The sequence below is a fragment of the Streptomyces sp. NPDC056169 genome, from assembly GCF_042268445.1.
Classification (GTDB): Bacteria; Actinomycetota; Actinomycetes; order Streptomycetales; family Streptomycetaceae; genus Streptomyces.
On record NZ_JBHJUO010000013.1, the window covers coordinates 220172 to 236408 of the forward strand.

At 73.6% G+C, this 16237-nt stretch carries 17 protein-coding genes; 6 read left to right on the forward strand and 11 right to left on the reverse strand.

The window, feature by feature from the left end; all coding sequences use genetic code 11:
• The first annotated feature begins 107 nt into the window (after window positions 1-107).
• Window positions 108-587, forward strand: coding sequence for a group III truncated hemoglobin (locus ACFC0G_RS23040; RefSeq protein WP_376406111.1), 480 nt, complete (start codon window positions 108-110; stop codon window positions 585-587).
• A 112-nt stretch (window positions 588-699) separates the two neighbouring features.
• On the forward strand, window positions 700-1113 hold the full coding sequence (locus ACFC0G_RS23045; protein ID WP_376406113.1) for a VOC family protein: 414 nt from the start codon (window positions 700-702) through the stop codon (window positions 1111-1113).
• Between the two features lie 88 nt (window positions 1114-1201).
• Here ACFC0G_RS23045 and ACFC0G_RS23050 read toward each other — a convergent pair whose 3' ends face one another.
• From ACFC0G_RS23050 to ACFC0G_RS23075, 6 genes are all read right to left on the reverse strand, one after another.
• Window positions 1202-1972 carry an SDR family NAD(P)-dependent oxidoreductase gene (locus tag ACFC0G_RS23050; RefSeq protein WP_376406114.1) on the reverse strand — a complete coding sequence of 257 codons (771 nt, stop codon included), beginning with the start codon at window positions 1970-1972 and terminating at the stop codon, window positions 1202-1204.
• A gap of 71 nt (window positions 1973-2043) precedes the next feature.
• Window positions 2044-3315, reverse strand: coding sequence for an MFS transporter (locus ACFC0G_RS23055; protein ID WP_376406254.1), 1272 nt, complete (start codon window positions 3313-3315; stop codon window positions 2044-2046).
• 238 nt (window positions 3316-3553) lie between these two features.
• Window positions 3554-4138 carry a TetR/AcrR family transcriptional regulator gene (locus tag ACFC0G_RS23060; protein ID WP_376406116.1) on the reverse strand — a complete coding sequence of 195 codons (585 nt, stop codon included), beginning with the start codon at window positions 4136-4138 and terminating at the stop codon, window positions 3554-3556.
• 51 nt (window positions 4139-4189) lie between these two features.
• Entirely contained in the window at window positions 4190-4549 is a 360-nt protein-coding gene (gene nirD / locus ACFC0G_RS23065) for a nitrite reductase small subunit NirD (RefSeq protein WP_376406118.1), read from the reverse strand.
• Window positions 4546-7059, reverse strand: a complete 2514-nt coding sequence (gene nirB, locus ACFC0G_RS23070; RefSeq protein ID WP_376406120.1) for a nitrite reductase large subunit NirB — start codon at window positions 7057-7059, stop codon at window positions 4546-4548. The genes nirD and nirB overlap by 4 nt, the downstream gene beginning before the upstream one ends.
• Window positions 7056-8252: an NAD(P)/FAD-dependent oxidoreductase gene (locus ACFC0G_RS23075; protein WP_376406123.1), complete on the reverse strand. Its 1197-nt coding sequence runs from the start codon at window positions 8250-8252 to the stop codon at window positions 7056-7058. The genes nirB and ACFC0G_RS23075 overlap by 4 nt, the downstream gene beginning before the upstream one ends.
• 197 nt (window positions 8253-8449) lie before the next feature.
• Between ACFC0G_RS23075 and ACFC0G_RS23080 the strand changes: the two genes are divergently transcribed.
• From ACFC0G_RS23080 to ACFC0G_RS23090, 3 genes are read left to right on the forward strand one after another with little or no spacing between them, the layout of a single operon-like run.
• Complete coding sequence (locus ACFC0G_RS23080) at window positions 8450-9895, forward strand: ferric reductase-like transmembrane domain-containing protein (protein ID WP_376406125.1); 1446 nt, start codon at window positions 8450-8452, stop codon at window positions 9893-9895.
• Window positions 9896-9938: 43 nt separating this feature from the next.
• On the forward strand, window positions 9939-10133 hold the full coding sequence (locus tag ACFC0G_RS23085) for a hypothetical protein (RefSeq protein ID WP_376406127.1): 195 nt from the start codon (window positions 9939-9941) through the stop codon (window positions 10131-10133).
• A 37-nt stretch (window positions 10134-10170) separates the two neighbouring features.
• Window positions 10171-10956 (forward strand): sulfite exporter TauE/SafE family protein, encoded by a 786-nt coding sequence (locus ACFC0G_RS23090; RefSeq protein ID WP_376406129.1) that lies wholly within the window; start codon window positions 10171-10173, stop codon window positions 10954-10956.
• 36 nt (window positions 10957-10992) lie between these two features.
• Here ACFC0G_RS23090 and ACFC0G_RS23095 read toward each other — a convergent pair whose 3' ends face one another.
• The 5 genes from ACFC0G_RS23095 to ACFC0G_RS23115 all read right to left on the reverse strand — a co-directional run bounded on the left by ACFC0G_RS23095 (window position 10993) and on the right by ACFC0G_RS23115 (window position 15490).
• Window positions 10993-11610: a class F sortase gene (locus tag ACFC0G_RS23095; RefSeq protein WP_376406131.1), complete on the reverse strand. Its 618-nt coding sequence runs from the start codon at window positions 11608-11610 to the stop codon at window positions 10993-10995.
• A gap of 97 nt (window positions 11611-11707) precedes the next feature.
• Window positions 11708-12247 carry a hypothetical protein gene (locus tag ACFC0G_RS23100; protein ID WP_376406133.1) on the reverse strand — a complete coding sequence of 180 codons (540 nt, stop codon included), beginning with the start codon at window positions 12245-12247 and terminating at the stop codon, window positions 11708-11710.
• Between the two features lie 316 nt (window positions 12248-12563).
• Window positions 12564-12992 carry a hypothetical protein gene (locus tag ACFC0G_RS23105; protein ID WP_376406135.1) on the reverse strand — a complete coding sequence of 143 codons (429 nt, stop codon included), beginning with the start codon at window positions 12990-12992 and terminating at the stop codon, window positions 12564-12566.
• Entirely contained in the window at window positions 12989-14695 is a 1707-nt protein-coding gene (locus ACFC0G_RS23110) for a right-handed parallel beta-helix repeat-containing protein (RefSeq protein WP_376406137.1), read from the reverse strand. The genes ACFC0G_RS23105 and ACFC0G_RS23110 overlap by 4 nt, the downstream gene beginning before the upstream one ends.
• A 15-nt stretch (window positions 14696-14710) precedes the next feature.
• On the reverse strand, window positions 14711-15490 hold the full coding sequence (locus ACFC0G_RS23115) for an aminotransferase class IV (RefSeq protein ID WP_376406139.1): 780 nt from the start codon (window positions 15488-15490) through the stop codon (window positions 14711-14713).
• A gap of 92 nt (window positions 15491-15582) precedes the next feature.
• Here ACFC0G_RS23115 and ACFC0G_RS23120 point away from each other — a divergent pair, with 92 nt between their 5' ends.
• On the forward strand, window positions 15583-16230 hold the full coding sequence (locus tag ACFC0G_RS23120) for an NADPH-dependent FMN reductase (RefSeq protein ID WP_376406141.1): 648 nt from the start codon (window positions 15583-15585) through the stop codon (window positions 16228-16230).
• The last annotated feature ends 7 nt before the right edge of the window (window positions 16231-16237 follow it).

Consider the following 16237-nt stretch of genomic DNA (forward strand, 5'->3'; position numbering starts at 1 on the left):
GCGGGTGCGGGGCGGGGGGCCGCGCCCGCCGGCCGCACCGGGGGAATGTCCCGCTCCCGGGACGTTCGGCACTGGGGGAGCGGGGCCCGGGCGGGGACACTGGAGGTATGCGCGCCACCCGGGACATCAGCGATCGTGACGACCTCGACGTGCTGCTGCGGCGCTTCTACGGCGCCGCCTTCGCCGATCCGCTGATCGGGCCCTTCTTCACCGAGATCGCCGGCACGGACCTGGAGGTCCATCTGCCGCGGATCACCGACTTCTGGGAGCGCGCCCTCTTCCGCACCGCCGAGTACGGGCGGGACGCCTTCGGGCCGCACGCCGCCCTCCACTCCGCGCGGCCCCTCACCGCCGCCCACTTCGGGCGCTGGGTGCAGCTCTGGCACGCCACCGTCGACGGCCTCCATCGGGGGCCGAGGGCCGAGCGGGCCAAGGCGCAGGGCGAGCGGATCGCCGTCGCGATGCTGCGCAGGCTCGCCGGGGCGGAGGCCGCGACCGGCGGCGGTGGCGGGACCGGGGACGCGACCGGTGGCGGTGGCCGGGGATTCGTACCGTTGGCGGCCCTCAGGCTGCGCTCCGCGGCCTGAGCGAAAAAGATCCTCGGGAGAGCGATGAGTTCCGGGCGGTCCGCCCGTCTTACCTCTTGAAAGCGCCGGAACGCACCGAGCACCCCGGCCGCCCGACGGAAGAGAGCACGCCATGGCCCCGCAGATGATCTTCGTGAACCTGCCCGTGAAGGACCTCGACGCCAGCAAGGCCTTCTACGAGAAGCTCGGCTACTCCATCAACCCGCAGTTCAGCGACGAGACCGCCGCCTGTGTGGTCATCAGCGACACGATCTTCGCGATGCTGCTCACCGAGGAGAAGTTCAAGAGCTTCACCGCCCCGGGCAAGGAGATCTCCGACGCCACGAAGGCCACCGAGGTGCTCATCACGCTGAGCGCCGAGAGCCGTGCGAAGGCCGACGAGCTGGCCGACGCCGCCCTCGCCGCCGGCGGCAGCCCGGCGAAGGAGCCGATGGACATGGGCTTCATGTACGGCCGTTCCTTCGCCGACCTGGACGGCCACCACTGGGAGGTCTTCTGGATGGACCCGGCGGCCGCCCAGGGCTGAGCCGGGCCCCACGGGCCCCGGGCCCGGCGTAGGCCCGGGTAGGCCCTGCACAGGCCCCGCGCAGGCCCCCGCGCAGGCCCCGCGTACGTCAGGCGGAGACCCCGCCGTCGATCACCAGGTCGGTGCCGACGGCGGAGCCCGCCGCGTCCGAGGCGAGGTACAGGACGGCCGCCGCGATCTCGGCGGCCGACGAGATCCGGCCCAGCGGCGACTCCTCCTTCATCCGGACCGCCCGCTCGGCCTCGGTCTCGCCGGGCCGCAGGGACATCGAGGAATCCGAGGCGCCCGGGCTGACCGCGTTGATGCGGACCCCGTCGGCGATGTGGTCCAGGGCCGCCGCCCGGGTGAGGGCCGAGACGGCCGCCTTCGAGACCTGGTAGCCGAAGACTCCGGGGATCCGGACGTGCGGGCCCAGGTTGGACGAGATGTTCACGATCGCCCCGCCGCCGTGCGCCCGCATGTGCGCCACCTCGGCCTGGAGGGCGTGCAGCACCCCCGTCACGTTGATGTCGAGCAGCGTCTGCCAGTCCTCCAGCGGGAAGTCGGCCGCGCTGTGGCCGCCCCGGAAGACCCCGGCGTTGTTCACTGCCACGTCGAGACCCCCGAAGAGCTCGACCGTGCGCCGGACCAGCTCCCGCGTGGACTCGGCGCCGGACACGTCGGCCGTGACCGCGGCCGCGGTGCCCCCGGCGGCCTCGATCAGGGCGACCGTCGCGTCGAGCGGCTCGGTGGTACGGCCGGCGACGACGACCTTCGCGCCCTCGGCGGCGAAGGCGAGCGCGATGGCCCGGCCGAGCCCGGAGCCGGCGCCGGTGACGAGGACGGTGCGGTCGGCGAAGCGTGCGGATGATGCGGACATGTGGGTCGACTCCCCTGTGAGTGCTGTGAGTGCTGTGAGTGCTGCGAGTGCTGTGGAGTTGTGGAGTTGTGCTACTTCGTGCGGATCGTGGTGGCCGCCAGGGCGGTGAACAGGACGGCCGCGGCCGCCAGTGACACCGCGTCGCCGCCGAGGGTGAGCAGGGCGGCGAAGAGCACGGTCGGGCCGAGCTCCATCGCCGTGTTCAGGACGCCGCCGGCGAGCCCCGCGCGGTGCGCAGGGACGCCCTCCGTGGCGAGGACGGCGGCGCCCGCGAAGGACAGGGCGCCACCGGCCGGCAGGAGCAGGAGGCCGGGCAGCAGCCCGTACGCGTACGGCACCGAGCCGTCGAAGCCGGTCGCGGCGAGCAGCCCCAGCCCGGCGGCGGCCGTGCCGAGCCCGGCTCCGGTCACCCGGCCGGGGCCGTACCGCCCGATCAGCGGCCCCGCGAGCCGGCCCGAGCCGAGCAGGGCGACCGCGAAGGGCACGAAGGCGGCGGAGGTGAGCAGCGCCGACCAGCCGCGCCCCTCCTGGAGGGCGAGGGACAGCAGGACGAAGACCGTGGCCGTCCCGGCCGCCGTGAGTCCGATCGCCGCGAGGCCCAGGCCCCGGCGCCCGTCGCGCAGGAAGTCCGGCGGCAGGAGCGGGTCGGCCGTCCGCCGCTCCACGGCCGCGAAGCCGGCGAGCAGCGCCAGCCCGGTGAGCAGCGGGACGAGGACCGGGGCCGAGCCCCAGGGGTGGGCGTCGGTGAGGACGAGCCCGAAGCTGGCGAGCGTGATCCCGGCGGTCGCGAGCAGCGCGCCCGGCAGGTCCAGGGCCCGGTCCGTACCGGGCGGGGTCGCGGGCAGCAGCCGGGGCGCGAGGAGCAGCGCGGCGAGGGTCACGGCGACCGGTACGGCGAAGGTGCCGCGCCAGGAGGCGGCGGCCGCGATCACTCCGGAGAGCAGGTTCCCGGCGGTCGCGCCGAGCACGGAGAGCCCGCCCCAGGTGGCCATCGCCCTGCCGTACGCGGCCGGTGCGGGGAACAGCGCCCGGAGCACGGCCATCGCGGCCGGGGCGACGAGCGCGGCGCCGACGCCCTGCCCGAAGCGGGCGGCGAGCAGCGCCTCGTACCCGGGGGCGAGCGGCGCGAGGGCGGAGGCGGTGCCGAAGACCAGGAGCCCGGCGGTGAGGGTCCGGCGTCCGCCGAACCGGTCCGCGAGCCGGCCGCCGAGCAGGAGCAGCCCGGCGAAGGTCAGCCCGTACGCGGCGCTCAGCAGGATCAGGTCGGCGCGGTCGAGCCGGAACTCGGCGCCGATGCGGGGGAGGGGGACGGCGAGGGCGGCGAGCGTGAAGATGAGCGTCATCTGGACGCCGCCGAGGAGGACGAAGCCGCCGCGGGTGCGGGGCCGGGTCCGGGTCCGGCGGGATCGGGGCAGGGGCAGGGGCCCGGGCCGGTCGTGGCCCGTCGTGCCGTCATGCCCCCGTGCTCTCGTCGCTTCCATGGCGCATCCCCCGAGTCGTCAGCTGTTTCGTCGTGCTGTACTTGACCGTTCATTCCAATATGGGCGCCGAAGAAAGGGCGCCCCTGCGGGCGCCCGCTCCTCAGTCCAGCAGTCCCAGTGCCTGCTCCGCCGCGTCCAGGACCCTGCCCGGATCCGTCGAGGCCTTGCCGACCACCCTGATGCCCTGGAGCAGGACGAGCAGCATCCTGGCCAGGGCGCGCGGATCCCGGTCCGCCGGGAGCTCGCCCCCGGCCCGGGCCCGGGTGAGCGCCCCGTACAGGAGCGTCTCGATCTGCTCCCAGCTGAGCTCGACCCGGCGGGCGACGGCCGTGTCGTGCGGGGCCAGCTCCGCCGCCGAGTTGGTGACGAAGCAGCCGTTCAGGCGTTGGCCCTCCGTCGCCGCCTGGGCGGCGAAGCGGCGGACGAGCGCGCGCACGGCCGGCAGGGCCGGGCCCGGCGCGGACAGCTCCTCGACCATCTTTGGGTCCCGGGTCTCCAGGTAGCGGTCCATCGCCTTCATGTACAGGTCGTGCTTGTTCCCGAAGGTCGCGTAGATGCTGGCGCGGCCGATCCCGAGGTGCTCCACGAGGTCCGACATCGTCGTCGCCTCGTAGCCGCGCGCCCAGAACAGGTCGAGAGCGGCCTGGAGCGCGGCGTCGGGATCGAATTCCTTGGTCCTGGCCACAGAGAGACCGTATGTCTTTCTGGAACGATCGGTCAAGTCGAAGGTGGTGGGCTACACGGTGCGGACGGGGTACACCGCGACCGTGACCCCGTCGTCGTCCAGGCAGCGGCCCGTCTCCAGGTCGAAGCGCTGCTTCAGGAGCGGCGAGGCCACGAACGGCCGCCCGTCCGCCGAACCGATCAGCCCCCGGGACAGCACCTGCGCCCCCGTGAACGGATCGCGGTTGTCGATCGCGTACGTCCGTCCCGACCGGTCCCGGAAGACCGCCGCCTGCCGGCCGTCCGGCAGCAGCGCCGCCACTCCCCGGCCCGGGGTCAGCCGGGACTCCTCGCAGACCGTCATCCAGGAGTCGGGGGAGGGGGAGAGTTCGAGCATCGTCGAAGTGAGCGTCGGCGAGGTGAGCGTCGTCATCGGGAGGTGACCCCTTCCAGGGTGAGGAACGTGAGATCCGGCTTGATCTGGTCGCGCTCCGGCGTGAACCGGACCGACGGGTCCGGCGCCTCCGGCGCGTTCACGAAGGAGACGAAGCGCCGCAGCCGGTCCGGGTCGTCCAGCGTCTGCGCCCACTCGTCCTGGTAGTCCGCGACGTGCGCCGCCATCAGCGCCTCCAGCTCGTCGCACAGCCCGAGCGAGTCGTGCACCACCACGTCCTTGAGGTGGTCGAGCCCGCCCTCCAGGCGCTCCAGCCAGGTCGACGTCCGCTCCAGGCGGTCCGCCGTCCGGATGTAGAACATCAGGAACCGGTCGATCAGGCGGACGAGTTCGGCGTCCGAGAGGTCCTGGGCGAGCAGGTCCGCGTGGCGCGGGGTCGCGCCGCCGTTCCCGCCGACGTACAGGTTCCAGCCGTTCGCCGTCGCGATGATCCCGAAGTCCTTCGACTGGGCCTCCGCGCACTCGCGGGCGCAGCCCGAGACCGCCGACTTGAGCTTGTGCGGGGCGCGCAGGCCCCGGTAGCGCAGCTCCAGCTGGATCGCCATCCTCACCGAGTCCTGCACGCCGTACCGGCACCAGGTCTGCCCGACGCAGGACTTCACGGTGCGCAGCGCCTTGCCGTACGCGTGCCCCGACTCGAAGCCCGCGTCGACCAGGCGCGTCCAGATCGAGGGGAGCTGGTCCACCCGGGCGCCGAACAGGTCGATCCGCTGACCGCCCGTGATCTTCGTGTAGAGGCCGAAGTCCCGGGCCACCTCGCCGATCACGATCAGCTTGTCCGGGGTGATCTCGCCGCCGGGGATGCGCGGGACGACCGAATACGAGCCGTTGCGCTGCATGTTGGCGAGGAAGTGGTCGTTGGTGTCCTGGAGGGAGGCCTGCTCGCCGTCGAGGATGTACCCGTTGTTGAGGCTCGCGAGGATCGAGCCGACCGTCGGCTTGCAGACCTCGCAGCCCTCCCCGCCCTTGGCCTCGTCCCGGCCGTGCGAGTCGAGCAGCGCGGCGAAGGAGGTGATCCGGAGCGCGCGGGCGATCTCGTACAGCTCGCTGCGGCTGTACGGGAAGCAGCGGCACAGTCCCTTGTCGGCGGCGGCCGGCAGCAGCTTCTCGATCGTCTTCACGCAACTGCCGCAGCCCGTACCGGCCTTGGTGCACTTCTTCACCTCGGCCAGCGAGGAGCACTGGCCGATCGCGTGCTTCGTGACGTTGTGGCAGGAGCAGATCACGGCGTCGTCCGGCAGCGCCGAGGGGCCGAGCGCGACCGGCGCGCCCGCGCCCGCCGGAAGCACCAACTGTTCGGGGGAGACGGGCGGTACGGAACCGGTGAGCGGGCGAAGGAGTCCGTACTGCTCGGCGTCGCCGACCAGGACGCCACCGAGCAGCACCCCGTCGCCGGAGATCACCAGCTTCTTGTAGACGCCCGAACGGGAGTCGGAGTAGACGACGTCGAGGCAGCCCTCGGCCGTGCCGTGCGCGTCGCCGAAGGAGGCCACGTCCACGCCGAGCAGCTTCAGCTTCGTCGACATGTCGGCGCCGGTGAAACCGTCCCCGGCCCCCGCCTCGTCGGCGATCGCCGCCGCCGCCGTCTGCGCCATCTCGTAGCCCGGCGCCACCAGGCCGTACACCCGGCCGTCCGAGGCCAGCGCGCACTCGCCGATCGCGAAGACCGCCGGGTCGGACGTCCGGCACAGCTCGTCGACCGCGATGCCGCCGCGCTCGCCGACGTCCAGGCCGCAGTCGCGGGCCAGCTGGTCCCGGGGGCGTACGCCCGCCGAGAACACCACCATGTCCGTGGCCAGTTCGGAGCCGTCCGAGAGCCTCATCCCCGTCACGGCGCCGTCCGCCGTCACGACCTCCTGCGTGCCCGTCCCCGTGTGGACGCTCAGGCCCATCCGCTCGATCGTGCGCAGCAGCGCGGCGCCGCCGCCCTCGTCGACCTGCACCGGCATCAGGCGCGGCGCGAACTCCACGACGTGGGTGTCGAGTCCGAGCCCCTTCAGCGCGCCCGCCGCCTCCAGGCCGAGCAGGCCGCCGCCGACGACCGCGCCCGTCGTGGCGGTCTTCGCGTACTCCTCGATCGCGAGCAGGTCCTCGATCGTGCGGTAGACGAAACAGCCGCGGGCGTCCTTGCCGGGGACGGGAGGCACGAAGGGGTACGAGCCGGTGGCGAGGACGAGCGAGTCGTACGCGAAGACCCGGCCGGAACGGGCGGTGACCGTACGGGCCTCGCGGTCCACCGACTCCGCCGGGTCGCCGACGTACAGTTCGATGGAGTGCTTCTCCAGGAAGCCGGCCTCGACCATCGACAGGTCGTCGGGCGTCTTTCCGGAGAAGTACGAGGTCAGCTGTACGCGGTCGTAGGCCGGGCGCGGCTCCTCGCAGAGGACCACGATCCGGGCCCGCTCGGTGACGCCACGGTCGGCGAGCGCCTCAAGGAACCGCTGGCCGACCATTCCGTGGCCGACCAGGACGATGGTGGGGGTGGTCATGAGGAGCCTCCGTCGTGGGTGAGCAGGTGCAGCAGGGGGGCCTCGTCGGGGAGGGCTTCGTCGCCCTCCCAGGCCCGGGCGAGCGCGCCGACCGCGGCCAGGTCGCCGAGGAGGACGCCCCCGACGAGCCGGTCACCGCGGACGACGACCTTGCGGTAGGCACTGCGTGTGGCATCGGTGAGCTGGACGACGTCGTCGCCCGGCCGCGCGGTGGCGTCGCCGAACGCGGCGAGATCGAGCGCCTGCGCCCCACCACCGAGGGTGAGCCGCGTGAGGGCCCGGGTGCCGGTGTAGCGGGGCCCGGCGTCCGACTGGAGCAGGTTCGCCAGGATGTCGGCCTGGTCCAGGGACGGGGCGGCCAGGCCGTAGACGTGGCCGGCGTGTTCCGCGCAGTCGCCGATCGCGTGGATGTGCGGGTCCGACGTGCGGAGTTCGTCGTCGATCACGATGCCGGTGCGGACGTCGAGACCCGCCTCGCGGGCCAGCGCCGTCCGGGGGCGGACCCCGCAGGCCAGGACCACGACCTGCGCGTCGAGGACGAAGCCGTCGGCGAGTTCGACCGCCGTCACCGCCCCATCCCGCTGCCGCAGGCCGCTCACCCGGCACTCCGTGTGCACCTCGACGCCGAGGGACTCCACGTGATCGCGCAGCAAGGACGAGGCGTGGGCGTCGAGTTGGCGTTCCATCAGCCGCTCGCCCTGCTGGGCCAGGACGACCTCCGCGCCCAGCGCCGCGAGCGCCCGCGCCGCCGAGACGCCGAGGAGCCCGCCTCCGATGACCACCGCCCGTACGCCGGGCCGGACGAGCGCGCGCAGCGCCAGACAGTCGTCGAGCGTACGGAACGGGTGGACGCCCTCCGGCAGTTCCGCCCCGCGCAGTCCGCGCAGCGGCGGCAGCACCGGGTTGGAGCCCGTGGCCAGGACCAGCCGGTCGTAGCCGACGAGCGAGCCGTCCGCGCACTCCACGGTCCGCGCCGCCCGGTCGATCCGCACCGCCCGCACCCCGAGCCGTACCGGCTCACGGGTCTCGGGCAGGGCGATCACCTCGGGGGCGTACCGCCCGGCGAGGACGTCCGCGAGCAGCACCCTGTTGTACGGGGCGTGCGGCTCCTCGCCGAGGAGGGTGACGGGCAGGCGCTGGGCGAGCCGGGCGCCCGCCGTTCCGCCCCCGACCACCACGATCCGTGTACTCATACCGGGAAGCGTGCGCGGCCGGTGTTACCCGGCGGGATCCCGGCTGTTTCCCGTACGGAACGCTGATCTCCGTCCCCGCTCCCCGGCGCTGTGAGGCCCGGCGCGGGTTAACCCGCCGTGAGGCTCGGCTCAAGCCCGGCTTAAGGATCCGGCGGACGGGGCCGAGCCGCGGATTCCCGTATACGGGCGGACCTAGGGTGCCGGATGTGACCACCGAGGCCAGTCGGCATCCCCTCTATGTGCAGCTCCTCAGCGAGTCGCCGCCTGTCGCCGTGCCGGTGCCGGTGCCGGTGCCGGTGCCGGTGCCCGCGCCTGGGCCCGCTCCCGTACCCGCGCTTCGGCTCGCCCCCGCTCGGCTGCGGACCGCGATCGTCGCCGGCGCCGGCGCGGTCGCCCTCCTCTGGGGGCTCCAGGCCCGGCCGTCCGCCCGCCTCGACGCCGTCTTCGCGACCGGCGCCCACCTCACCGGCCTCCTCGCCGGGTACGGCGTCCTCGTCCTGCTCCTGCTCATGGCCCGCCTCCCCGCCGTCGAGCACGGCGTCGGCGCCGACCGGCTCGCCCGCCGGCACTCCCTCGGCGGCCGGTACGTCCTCGGGCTCATCGGCGCCCATGCCGTCCTCGCGCTCTGCGGGTACGCCGTGCACACCCGTACCGACCTCGTCACCGCCACCGGGGACCTCCTCTCCTACGGGGCGATCGCCGCCGCCACCGCCGGCACCGCCCTCCTCGTCGCCGTCGGCGTCACCTCCGCCCGCGCCGTCCGGCGCCGCGTCCGGCACGAGACCTGGCGGGCCGTCCACCTGAGCGGGCTCCTCGCCGCCGCGCTCGGCTTCGTCCACCAGCTCGCCGGCCCCGACCTCGCCGGGAGCGTCCTCACCGTCTGGCTCTGGTCGATGGCCCACGCGACCGTCGGCGTCCTCCTCGTCTGGTACCGGATCGTCGTCCCCGTCCGCGCCGCCCTCCGGCACGAGCTGCGCGTCGCCGAGGTCCGCGACGAGGGCCCCGGCGTCGTCTCCGTCCTCGTCCAGGGCAGGGGAGTGGCCCGGCTGCACGCCGAACCCGGCCAGTTCTTCCGCTGGCGCTTCCTCCGGCGCGGGCTCTGGGCGACCGCCCTGCCGTTCTCCCTCTCCGCGCCCGTACGCGACGACACCCTGCGGATCACCGTCAAGGCGCTCGGCGACCACACCCGCCGCATCCGCCGCCTCCGCCCCGGGGTCCGGGTCCTCGCCTCCGGACCGTTCGGCGCGCTCACCGCCCACCGCCGCACCCGCCGCCAGGTCCTGCTGCTCGCGGGCGGCGTCGGCATCACCCCGCTGCGCGCCCTCTTCGAGACCCTGCCCGGAGGGCCCGGCGACCTCACCCTCCTCTACCGGGCCTCCGACGCGGGCGGCCTCGTCCTGCGCGAGGAGCTGGAGGCCATCGCCCGCGAGCGGCGAGCCGCCCTGCACTTCCTGCTCGGCCCCTCGGACGGCGCCTTCGACCCGCTCGCCCCCCGCGCGCTGCGCGACCTCGTGCCGGACCTCGCCGCCCACGACGTGTACCTGTGCGGCCCGCCCGCGATGGCCCGTGCCGCGACCGAGTCCCTGCTCCGGGCCGGGGTGCCCGCCTCCCGTATCCACAGCGAGGACTTCGACCATGCCTAGACACGGCGCCCCGCGCGTTCGCCGCGTTCCCCGAGTGTCCCGAGTGTCCCGCGTTCCCCGGGTCCCCACGGTCCGGCAGGCCCGCCGCCGTCTCGCCGCCGCGCTCCTCGGCACCGGCGCCCTCGCCGCGACCCTGCTCACGGCCGCCGTCGCCCCGGCCGCCCCGCCCGCACCCGACCGCGAACCCGGTCCCGCGACCGCCGCAACCTCAGACGTAGCTCAACGATCACGGGATTGATGGACGGGGCAACGATCGTCTCCCTAGGCTCTCGGCCATGCCCGAGATCACGCTGACCACCCTTGTCCTGCTCTGCCTCGCCGCGCTCGTGGCGGGGTGGATCGACGCCGTGGTCGGCGGCGGGGGACTGCTGCTGCTCCCGGCGCTCCTGCTCGGACTGCCCCACGTCTCGGGCGCGCACATCCTCGGCACCAACAAGGCCGTCGCGATCGTGGGCACCACCGGGGCCGCCGTCACCTACGTCCGCAAGGCCCCCGTCCAGGTCTGGACGGCGGTACGGATCGGGCTCGCCGCCCTCGTGGGCTCCATGGCCGGCGCCTTCTTCGCGGCCGGGATCAGCAACGACGTCCTGCGCCCGGTGATCATGGTGGTGCTCGTGGCCGTGGCGGCCTTCGTGATGCTGCGGCCCTCCTTCGGCGCGAAGGCCGAAGGGGAGGACCGGGCGCCGCTGACCCGGGCCCGGATCGTCACCGCGATCGTGGTCGTCGGCGGCGGCATCGGCTTCTACGACGGCCTGTTCGGGCCGGGCACGGGCACCTTCCTGGTCCTCGCGCTGACCGCGGTCCTCCACCTGGACCTGGTGACCGCCTCCGCCACCGCGAAGATCGTCAACGTCTGCACCAACGCGGGCGCGCTCGCCATGTTCGCCTACCAGGGCAGCGTGTACTGGCAGCTGGCCGCCGTCATGGCCGTCTTCAACCTCGCGGGCGGCATGATCGGGGCCAGGATGGCCCTGAGCAAGGGCGCCGAGTTCGTCCGCGGGGTCCTGCTCGTCGTGGTCTTCTCGCTGGTCGCGAAGCTCGCCTTCGACCAGTGGGCGTGAAGGCGGTGGGCGTGACCGCGGTGACCGTGACGCGGCCTACCGCACGCCGATGAGGTGGCCGAAGGCGACCACGTTCCCCTGGTAGCCGTTCTTCTTCGAGAAGCCGCCGCCGCAGGTGATCACCCGGATCTCCGCGCGGTCCGTCTCCCCGTACACCTTCTTGTCCGGGAACTCCTCGTTCGCGTACACCTCGACCGCGTCGACCGTGAAGACGGCGGTACGCCCGTCCTGCCGGTCCACCTCGATCCGGTGGCCCTTCTTCAGGGCGCCCAGCGTGTAGAAGACGGCCGGCCCCTGGGCGTTGTCGACGTGGCCCGCGACGACCGCCGTGCCCTTGGCCCCGGGCGTGATGCCGTCCCCGTACCAGCCGGCCAGGTTGCGGTCCCCGTCCGGCGGCACGCCGAGCGAGCCGTTCGCCGCCAGGCCGAGCCGCATCATCGGGGTGTCCACGTCGGTCTCGGGGATGCGGAGCCGTACGGGCTCCGAGGGCGGCAGCGGGTCGGCCGCGGCGTCGGTGTGCACGCTCGGCCCGGCCGCGAAGGCCTGGGCGGCCGACGGTACGGGCGGGGTGACGTCCTGCGAGCCGTTCTGGACGAGCCAGAGTCCGGCGCAGGCGGCCACGGCTATGCCCCAGCCCTTGGTCCTGTTGCTCACCTGGATTCCTCGCGTGCCTCGGTGCCGGTGGTGATGTAGCCCTGCCCCCGCCGGGCCGTATGCGGGCGCGCGGCGGGGGCAGGACGGGCGGTGGTCCTCAGTGCCCCTGCGCGCCGCTCGCCCGGCGGCGCAGGAGCAGGACACCGCCTACGGCAGCCGCGGCCAGCACCGCCGCGCCCGCCGTGACCTGGGCGGCGTCGGGGCCGACACTGCCCCCGACGCCGGTCTGGACATGGCCGCTCGGATTCCGGTGCTTGACGGTCAGGTCTCCCCGGGCCGTCTTCCCGTTGTCGCAGGCGACACTGATGCCGTACGTACCGGCCTTGACGTGTTCCGGTACCCGGAACTGGCCGACCACGACTTCCTTGTGCGTGCTCGGCTCCAGCTGGAACTCTCCGGCACCCAGCGAGTTCGCGTCGCCGACGCCGTGGCCGTGCTTGCCGCAGGCCAGGGTGTTGACGGTGACGGTCTCCCCCGGGGTGGCGGAGGACGGGTAGATCTCCAGCGAGTGGGAGCCGCGGTCGTTCTCGTTCTCGTTGTTGTTCTCGTTGTTGGCGTACGCCGCGGGGGCGGCGAACGCCCCGATCGCGGCGACCGTCAGCGCGGTACCGGTGAACAGGCGGGCAAGGGTGCGCATGGGGTCCTCCGGGGCGCGCGAGCGGTCATACCGGTCATGCCGGGGATCCTCCCGGGAGGGACTTCCCGGAACGGACCTTCTAAGACCGAGATAAGAGCCGCCCCGCGCCCCCCGCCTGCTGATGGGGCATCAGGATTGCGCCGTCCGGTGCGGTGTGTCGACTGGATTTCCGACGTTTACGCAGGTCAGGGCTGGTTACGTGGCGTCAGTTGACGGCTCGTGCCGAACGGGTGACGCGGCGTGTCGCCCCCGTGCCCTGCGGGGTCACCCGGCACCGGTAGGGCCCTTGGTCACCCGGCACCGCTCATGCCCTCGGTCACCCGGCGCCGGTCAGGCTGGTGATCGCCGCCAGGGCCCACTCCTGCGCCCCGACCGTCGCCCCCGCCGCGATCCCCGTCGCCACCGGCGCCAGCGCTCCCCGCAGGCCGGCGAGGGCGCGACGTACCCGGCCCTGCTCGGGAGCGTCCGTACGGGTGATCTCCGCCAGGACCTCCTGCGCCGCCGCCTCCGTGTCCTCGCGGTCCCGGTCGGCGAGGCCCATCTCCGGGAGCTGCCCGAGCAGCCCGGTCACCAGCTCGGCGAGCGCCTCGTAGCCGGGGGCGACCGTGCCGCCGTCGTTCCGCTGGTTCTGGGTGACCGTCTCGTTGTTCCACGCGAACTGGGCATGGGAGACGCCCGCGTTGAAGACGGGGCCGTCGTAGGTGTTGCCGCTGCCGTTGTCGTTGTCGTTCTGCGGGTCGCTCATGAGGGCTTACCGTCCCCTTCGGTCTGCTGCTGGACGACGTGGTCGTTGTTCCAGGCCAATTGGACATCGTGCACGGGGCCGTTGAAGACCGGGCCGTTGAAGACCTGGAGGATCTGCGGCGGCGGGGCCGGCTCCTTGCTCCGGACGACCGGCAGCGAGGTCCGCAGTTCGACCAGGTCGACGAGACCGTTGTGCCGGACGGCCTCCGCGCCGGTGCCGTTCACCGCGCACTCCACCAGCCGGCCGGCGGCCTTCTCGTCGAAGCTCGCGCCCGCCAGCGCGCAGTCGGTGAACGTGCCGCGCGTGACGTCCACGTAGGCGGAGCCCGTCCCGTACATGCCCAGGGCCTCCGAGCCGGTCACGGTGACGTTCCGCGCGACGAGCCGCCCGCCGCCGAGGGCGCCGAGCCCGCTGCTGCTCACCGCCACGACATGGCTGTCGGTGAGCTGGAGGTGGGCCTCGTCGGCGACGGCGAAGCCCACCGTGGTGCGCTCCGCCGTCACGTCCTTGAGCGTGACGCGCGACCGGCCGCCGTTCGCCACCGCCGCCGTGGCGATGTCGCGGAACACCGTGTCGCCGACGTGGGCCGTCGTGCCGCCGTTGCCCTGGACCTCCAGGCCGGCGGCGCAGCGCTCCACGTGGACGTGCGCGAACACGGCCTCGCCCTCGTCGAGGACGCGCAGCGCCGCGCTCGTCAGGTCCTCGATCCCGACGCGGGTGAAGCGGCCCCTGCCGCCCTCCGTGACGGCGATGCCGACGTTCCCTCCCGAGACGCGGCAGTCCCGCACCTCGGGCGCGCCGCCCGTGGTCGAGAACACCGAGACGTTGCGCGCGTCGACGACCCGGCAGTCCTCGAACGTCCCCAGGCCCGCGCTCTGCACGTTGACGCCGGTGTCGCGGCAGCCGGTGAGGACGCAGCCGCGCACCACCGGGTCGGCGCCGCTCGCCGTGCCGATCCCGTGCTGCGCGTCGGTGACGCGGGTGCGGTCCACGGAGCCCCGGGACTGCTCGATGAACATGATCCCCTCCGCGTGCGTGGCGGTGATCGCGCACTCCGTCACCGCGAGCTCCGCCCGGGTGTCCGCCATGAGGGCGGCCCGCCCGATGCGGGTCAGCTCGCAGCCGGCGATCTCGGCGTACGCGTCGCAGACGCGCAGTCCGTGGATCCGGCTGCCCTCGATCCGGCTGCCCCGGACCGTGACGCGGGCGCCTTCGATCGCGGCGATCGCGTTGTCGGCGGCGTCGGTGAAGCGGCACCGCTCGATCAGTCCGGCCGAGCCGGTGAAGACGGTGCGGCCGTACAGGACGACGCTGTCCCGCAGCGTGACGGAGGTGTGCGGCCGGGCGTGCACGGCGACGCCCTCGTGCGCCCGGATCTCCGTGCGGTCGAGCGTCAGCGTCCCCGCGTGGCAGCCGACGATGTCCATGCCGGCTCCGCGGCCGGCCAGGGTCAGGCCGTGGACGGAGACCGTGCCGAAGGCGTCGAGGACGGCGCCGCGCGGCCGGCTCACCAGGACGGAGCCCGGGCCCTCGGCCGCGGCGAGCCGGACCTCGCCCCGGACGGTGAGCGCCTCCTCGTAGTGGCCGGGCGCGATCTCGATCAGCGCCGCCCGGCCCCGTGCCTCCGCGGCGCGGAGCGCGGACGTGATGTCGCGGTGGGCGCGGCGGCCGCCCCGCGGCGAGACGAGGTATCGCGCGACCATCGTTCTTCCCGCCTCCTACAGCGCTTCCCGCTCCACCGACTCGTACGCCGAGTAGACCCTCTTCATCAGGTCCTCGTCCACCGCGAAGCCGACCGCGTCGATGCCCGAAACCGGTGCGATGCCACGGGAGTTCGTCACGAAGGCCGCGCGGTACGCGCCCAGGTCGGCGAGCGACACCGGCCGCCGCACCGAGCCGAGCAGCGGTTCGAGGAGGGCCATCGTGATCCCCGTCAGGCAGGGTGCCGACGGCCAGACCACCGAAGTGCCGTCCCAGAAGGCGATGTTGGTGACCGCTCCCTCGGCGATGTCGCCGGACGGGGAGGTCAGCAGGGCCTCGTCGTAGCCGTCGCGCCGGGCCGCCTCGCCGTGGTAGCTCTGGCCGAAGCCGCCCAGGTGCTTGATGTGCGCGGCGGGGCGCAGGTAGTCGACGCTCCGCAGGCGCTGCGGCGCCCCCGGCCCGTCCGGGGCGGGCTCGCGGACGACGACCACGAGGCGGACGCCGTCGTACACGTACACCCTGGCAGAGCAGTCCCGCAGTCCGGAGGCCTCCACGGCCCCGGTGAGCAGGGCGCGGACCCGGTCGCCGGGCAGCTCCTGCCCGAAGAGCTCGCGGGTGGAGCGGTCGAGCCGTTCGAGGTGGAGGCCGAGTCCCTTCACGCGCCCGTCCCGCACCTGCATCGCCGTGAAGTGGCCGAAGCCGCTCATGAGGGTCGTGAGGAGCCCGGGGTCGGTCGCCGGGGCGCCGTCGATCTCGACGTGCGGGGGAGCGGTGGGGGGTACGGGCGGAGTCGTCATGCCTTCACCGTACGGCCCGGAAATGGTCCTGGGAAAAGTCCCCGGGATCGGCGCTTGACCTCAACCAAACTTGAGGTACCACGATCATCGACATGGACATCACGAACTCCACCTCGCCCGTCACCGCGCCCAACTCTTCCGCCTCGCCGGAGGGTTCCGCCGCCGCCCCGCTGGCCCTCGCCCTGATCGTTGCCAGTGACCGCGAAGGCCGCTTCGCCCCCGTCGTCGCCGACTGGTTCCGCTCCCGGCTCGCCGAGCGCGAGGACTTCGCCGTGACGGTCGTCGACCTCGCCGAGGTCGACCTCCCCACCGCCCTCTCCCACGACCCGTCCCCGGCCGTCCGCGCCGAACTCGCCAAGGTCTCCCCGGCGCTGGCCGCCGCCGACGCCTTCGTCGTCCTCACCCCCGAGTACAACCACTCCTTCCCCGCGTCCCTCAAGAACCTCATCGACCGGCACTACACCGAGTGGCAGGCCAAGCCCGTCGGCTTCGTCTCCTACGGCGGCATCTCCGGCGGCCTGCGGGCCGTCGAGCAACTCCGCCAGGTCTTCGCCGAGATGCACGCCGTCACCGTCCGCGACACCGTCTCCTTCCACTCCGCCTGGGGCCACTTCGACGAGGAGGGGCGGCACAAGGACCCGGCCGGCGCCGAGGGCGCGGCGAAGGTGCTCCTCGACCAGCTCGCCTGGTGGGCCCTCGCCCTCAAGGAAGCCAAGTACCTCCGCCCGTACGCCGCGTGAGGACCCG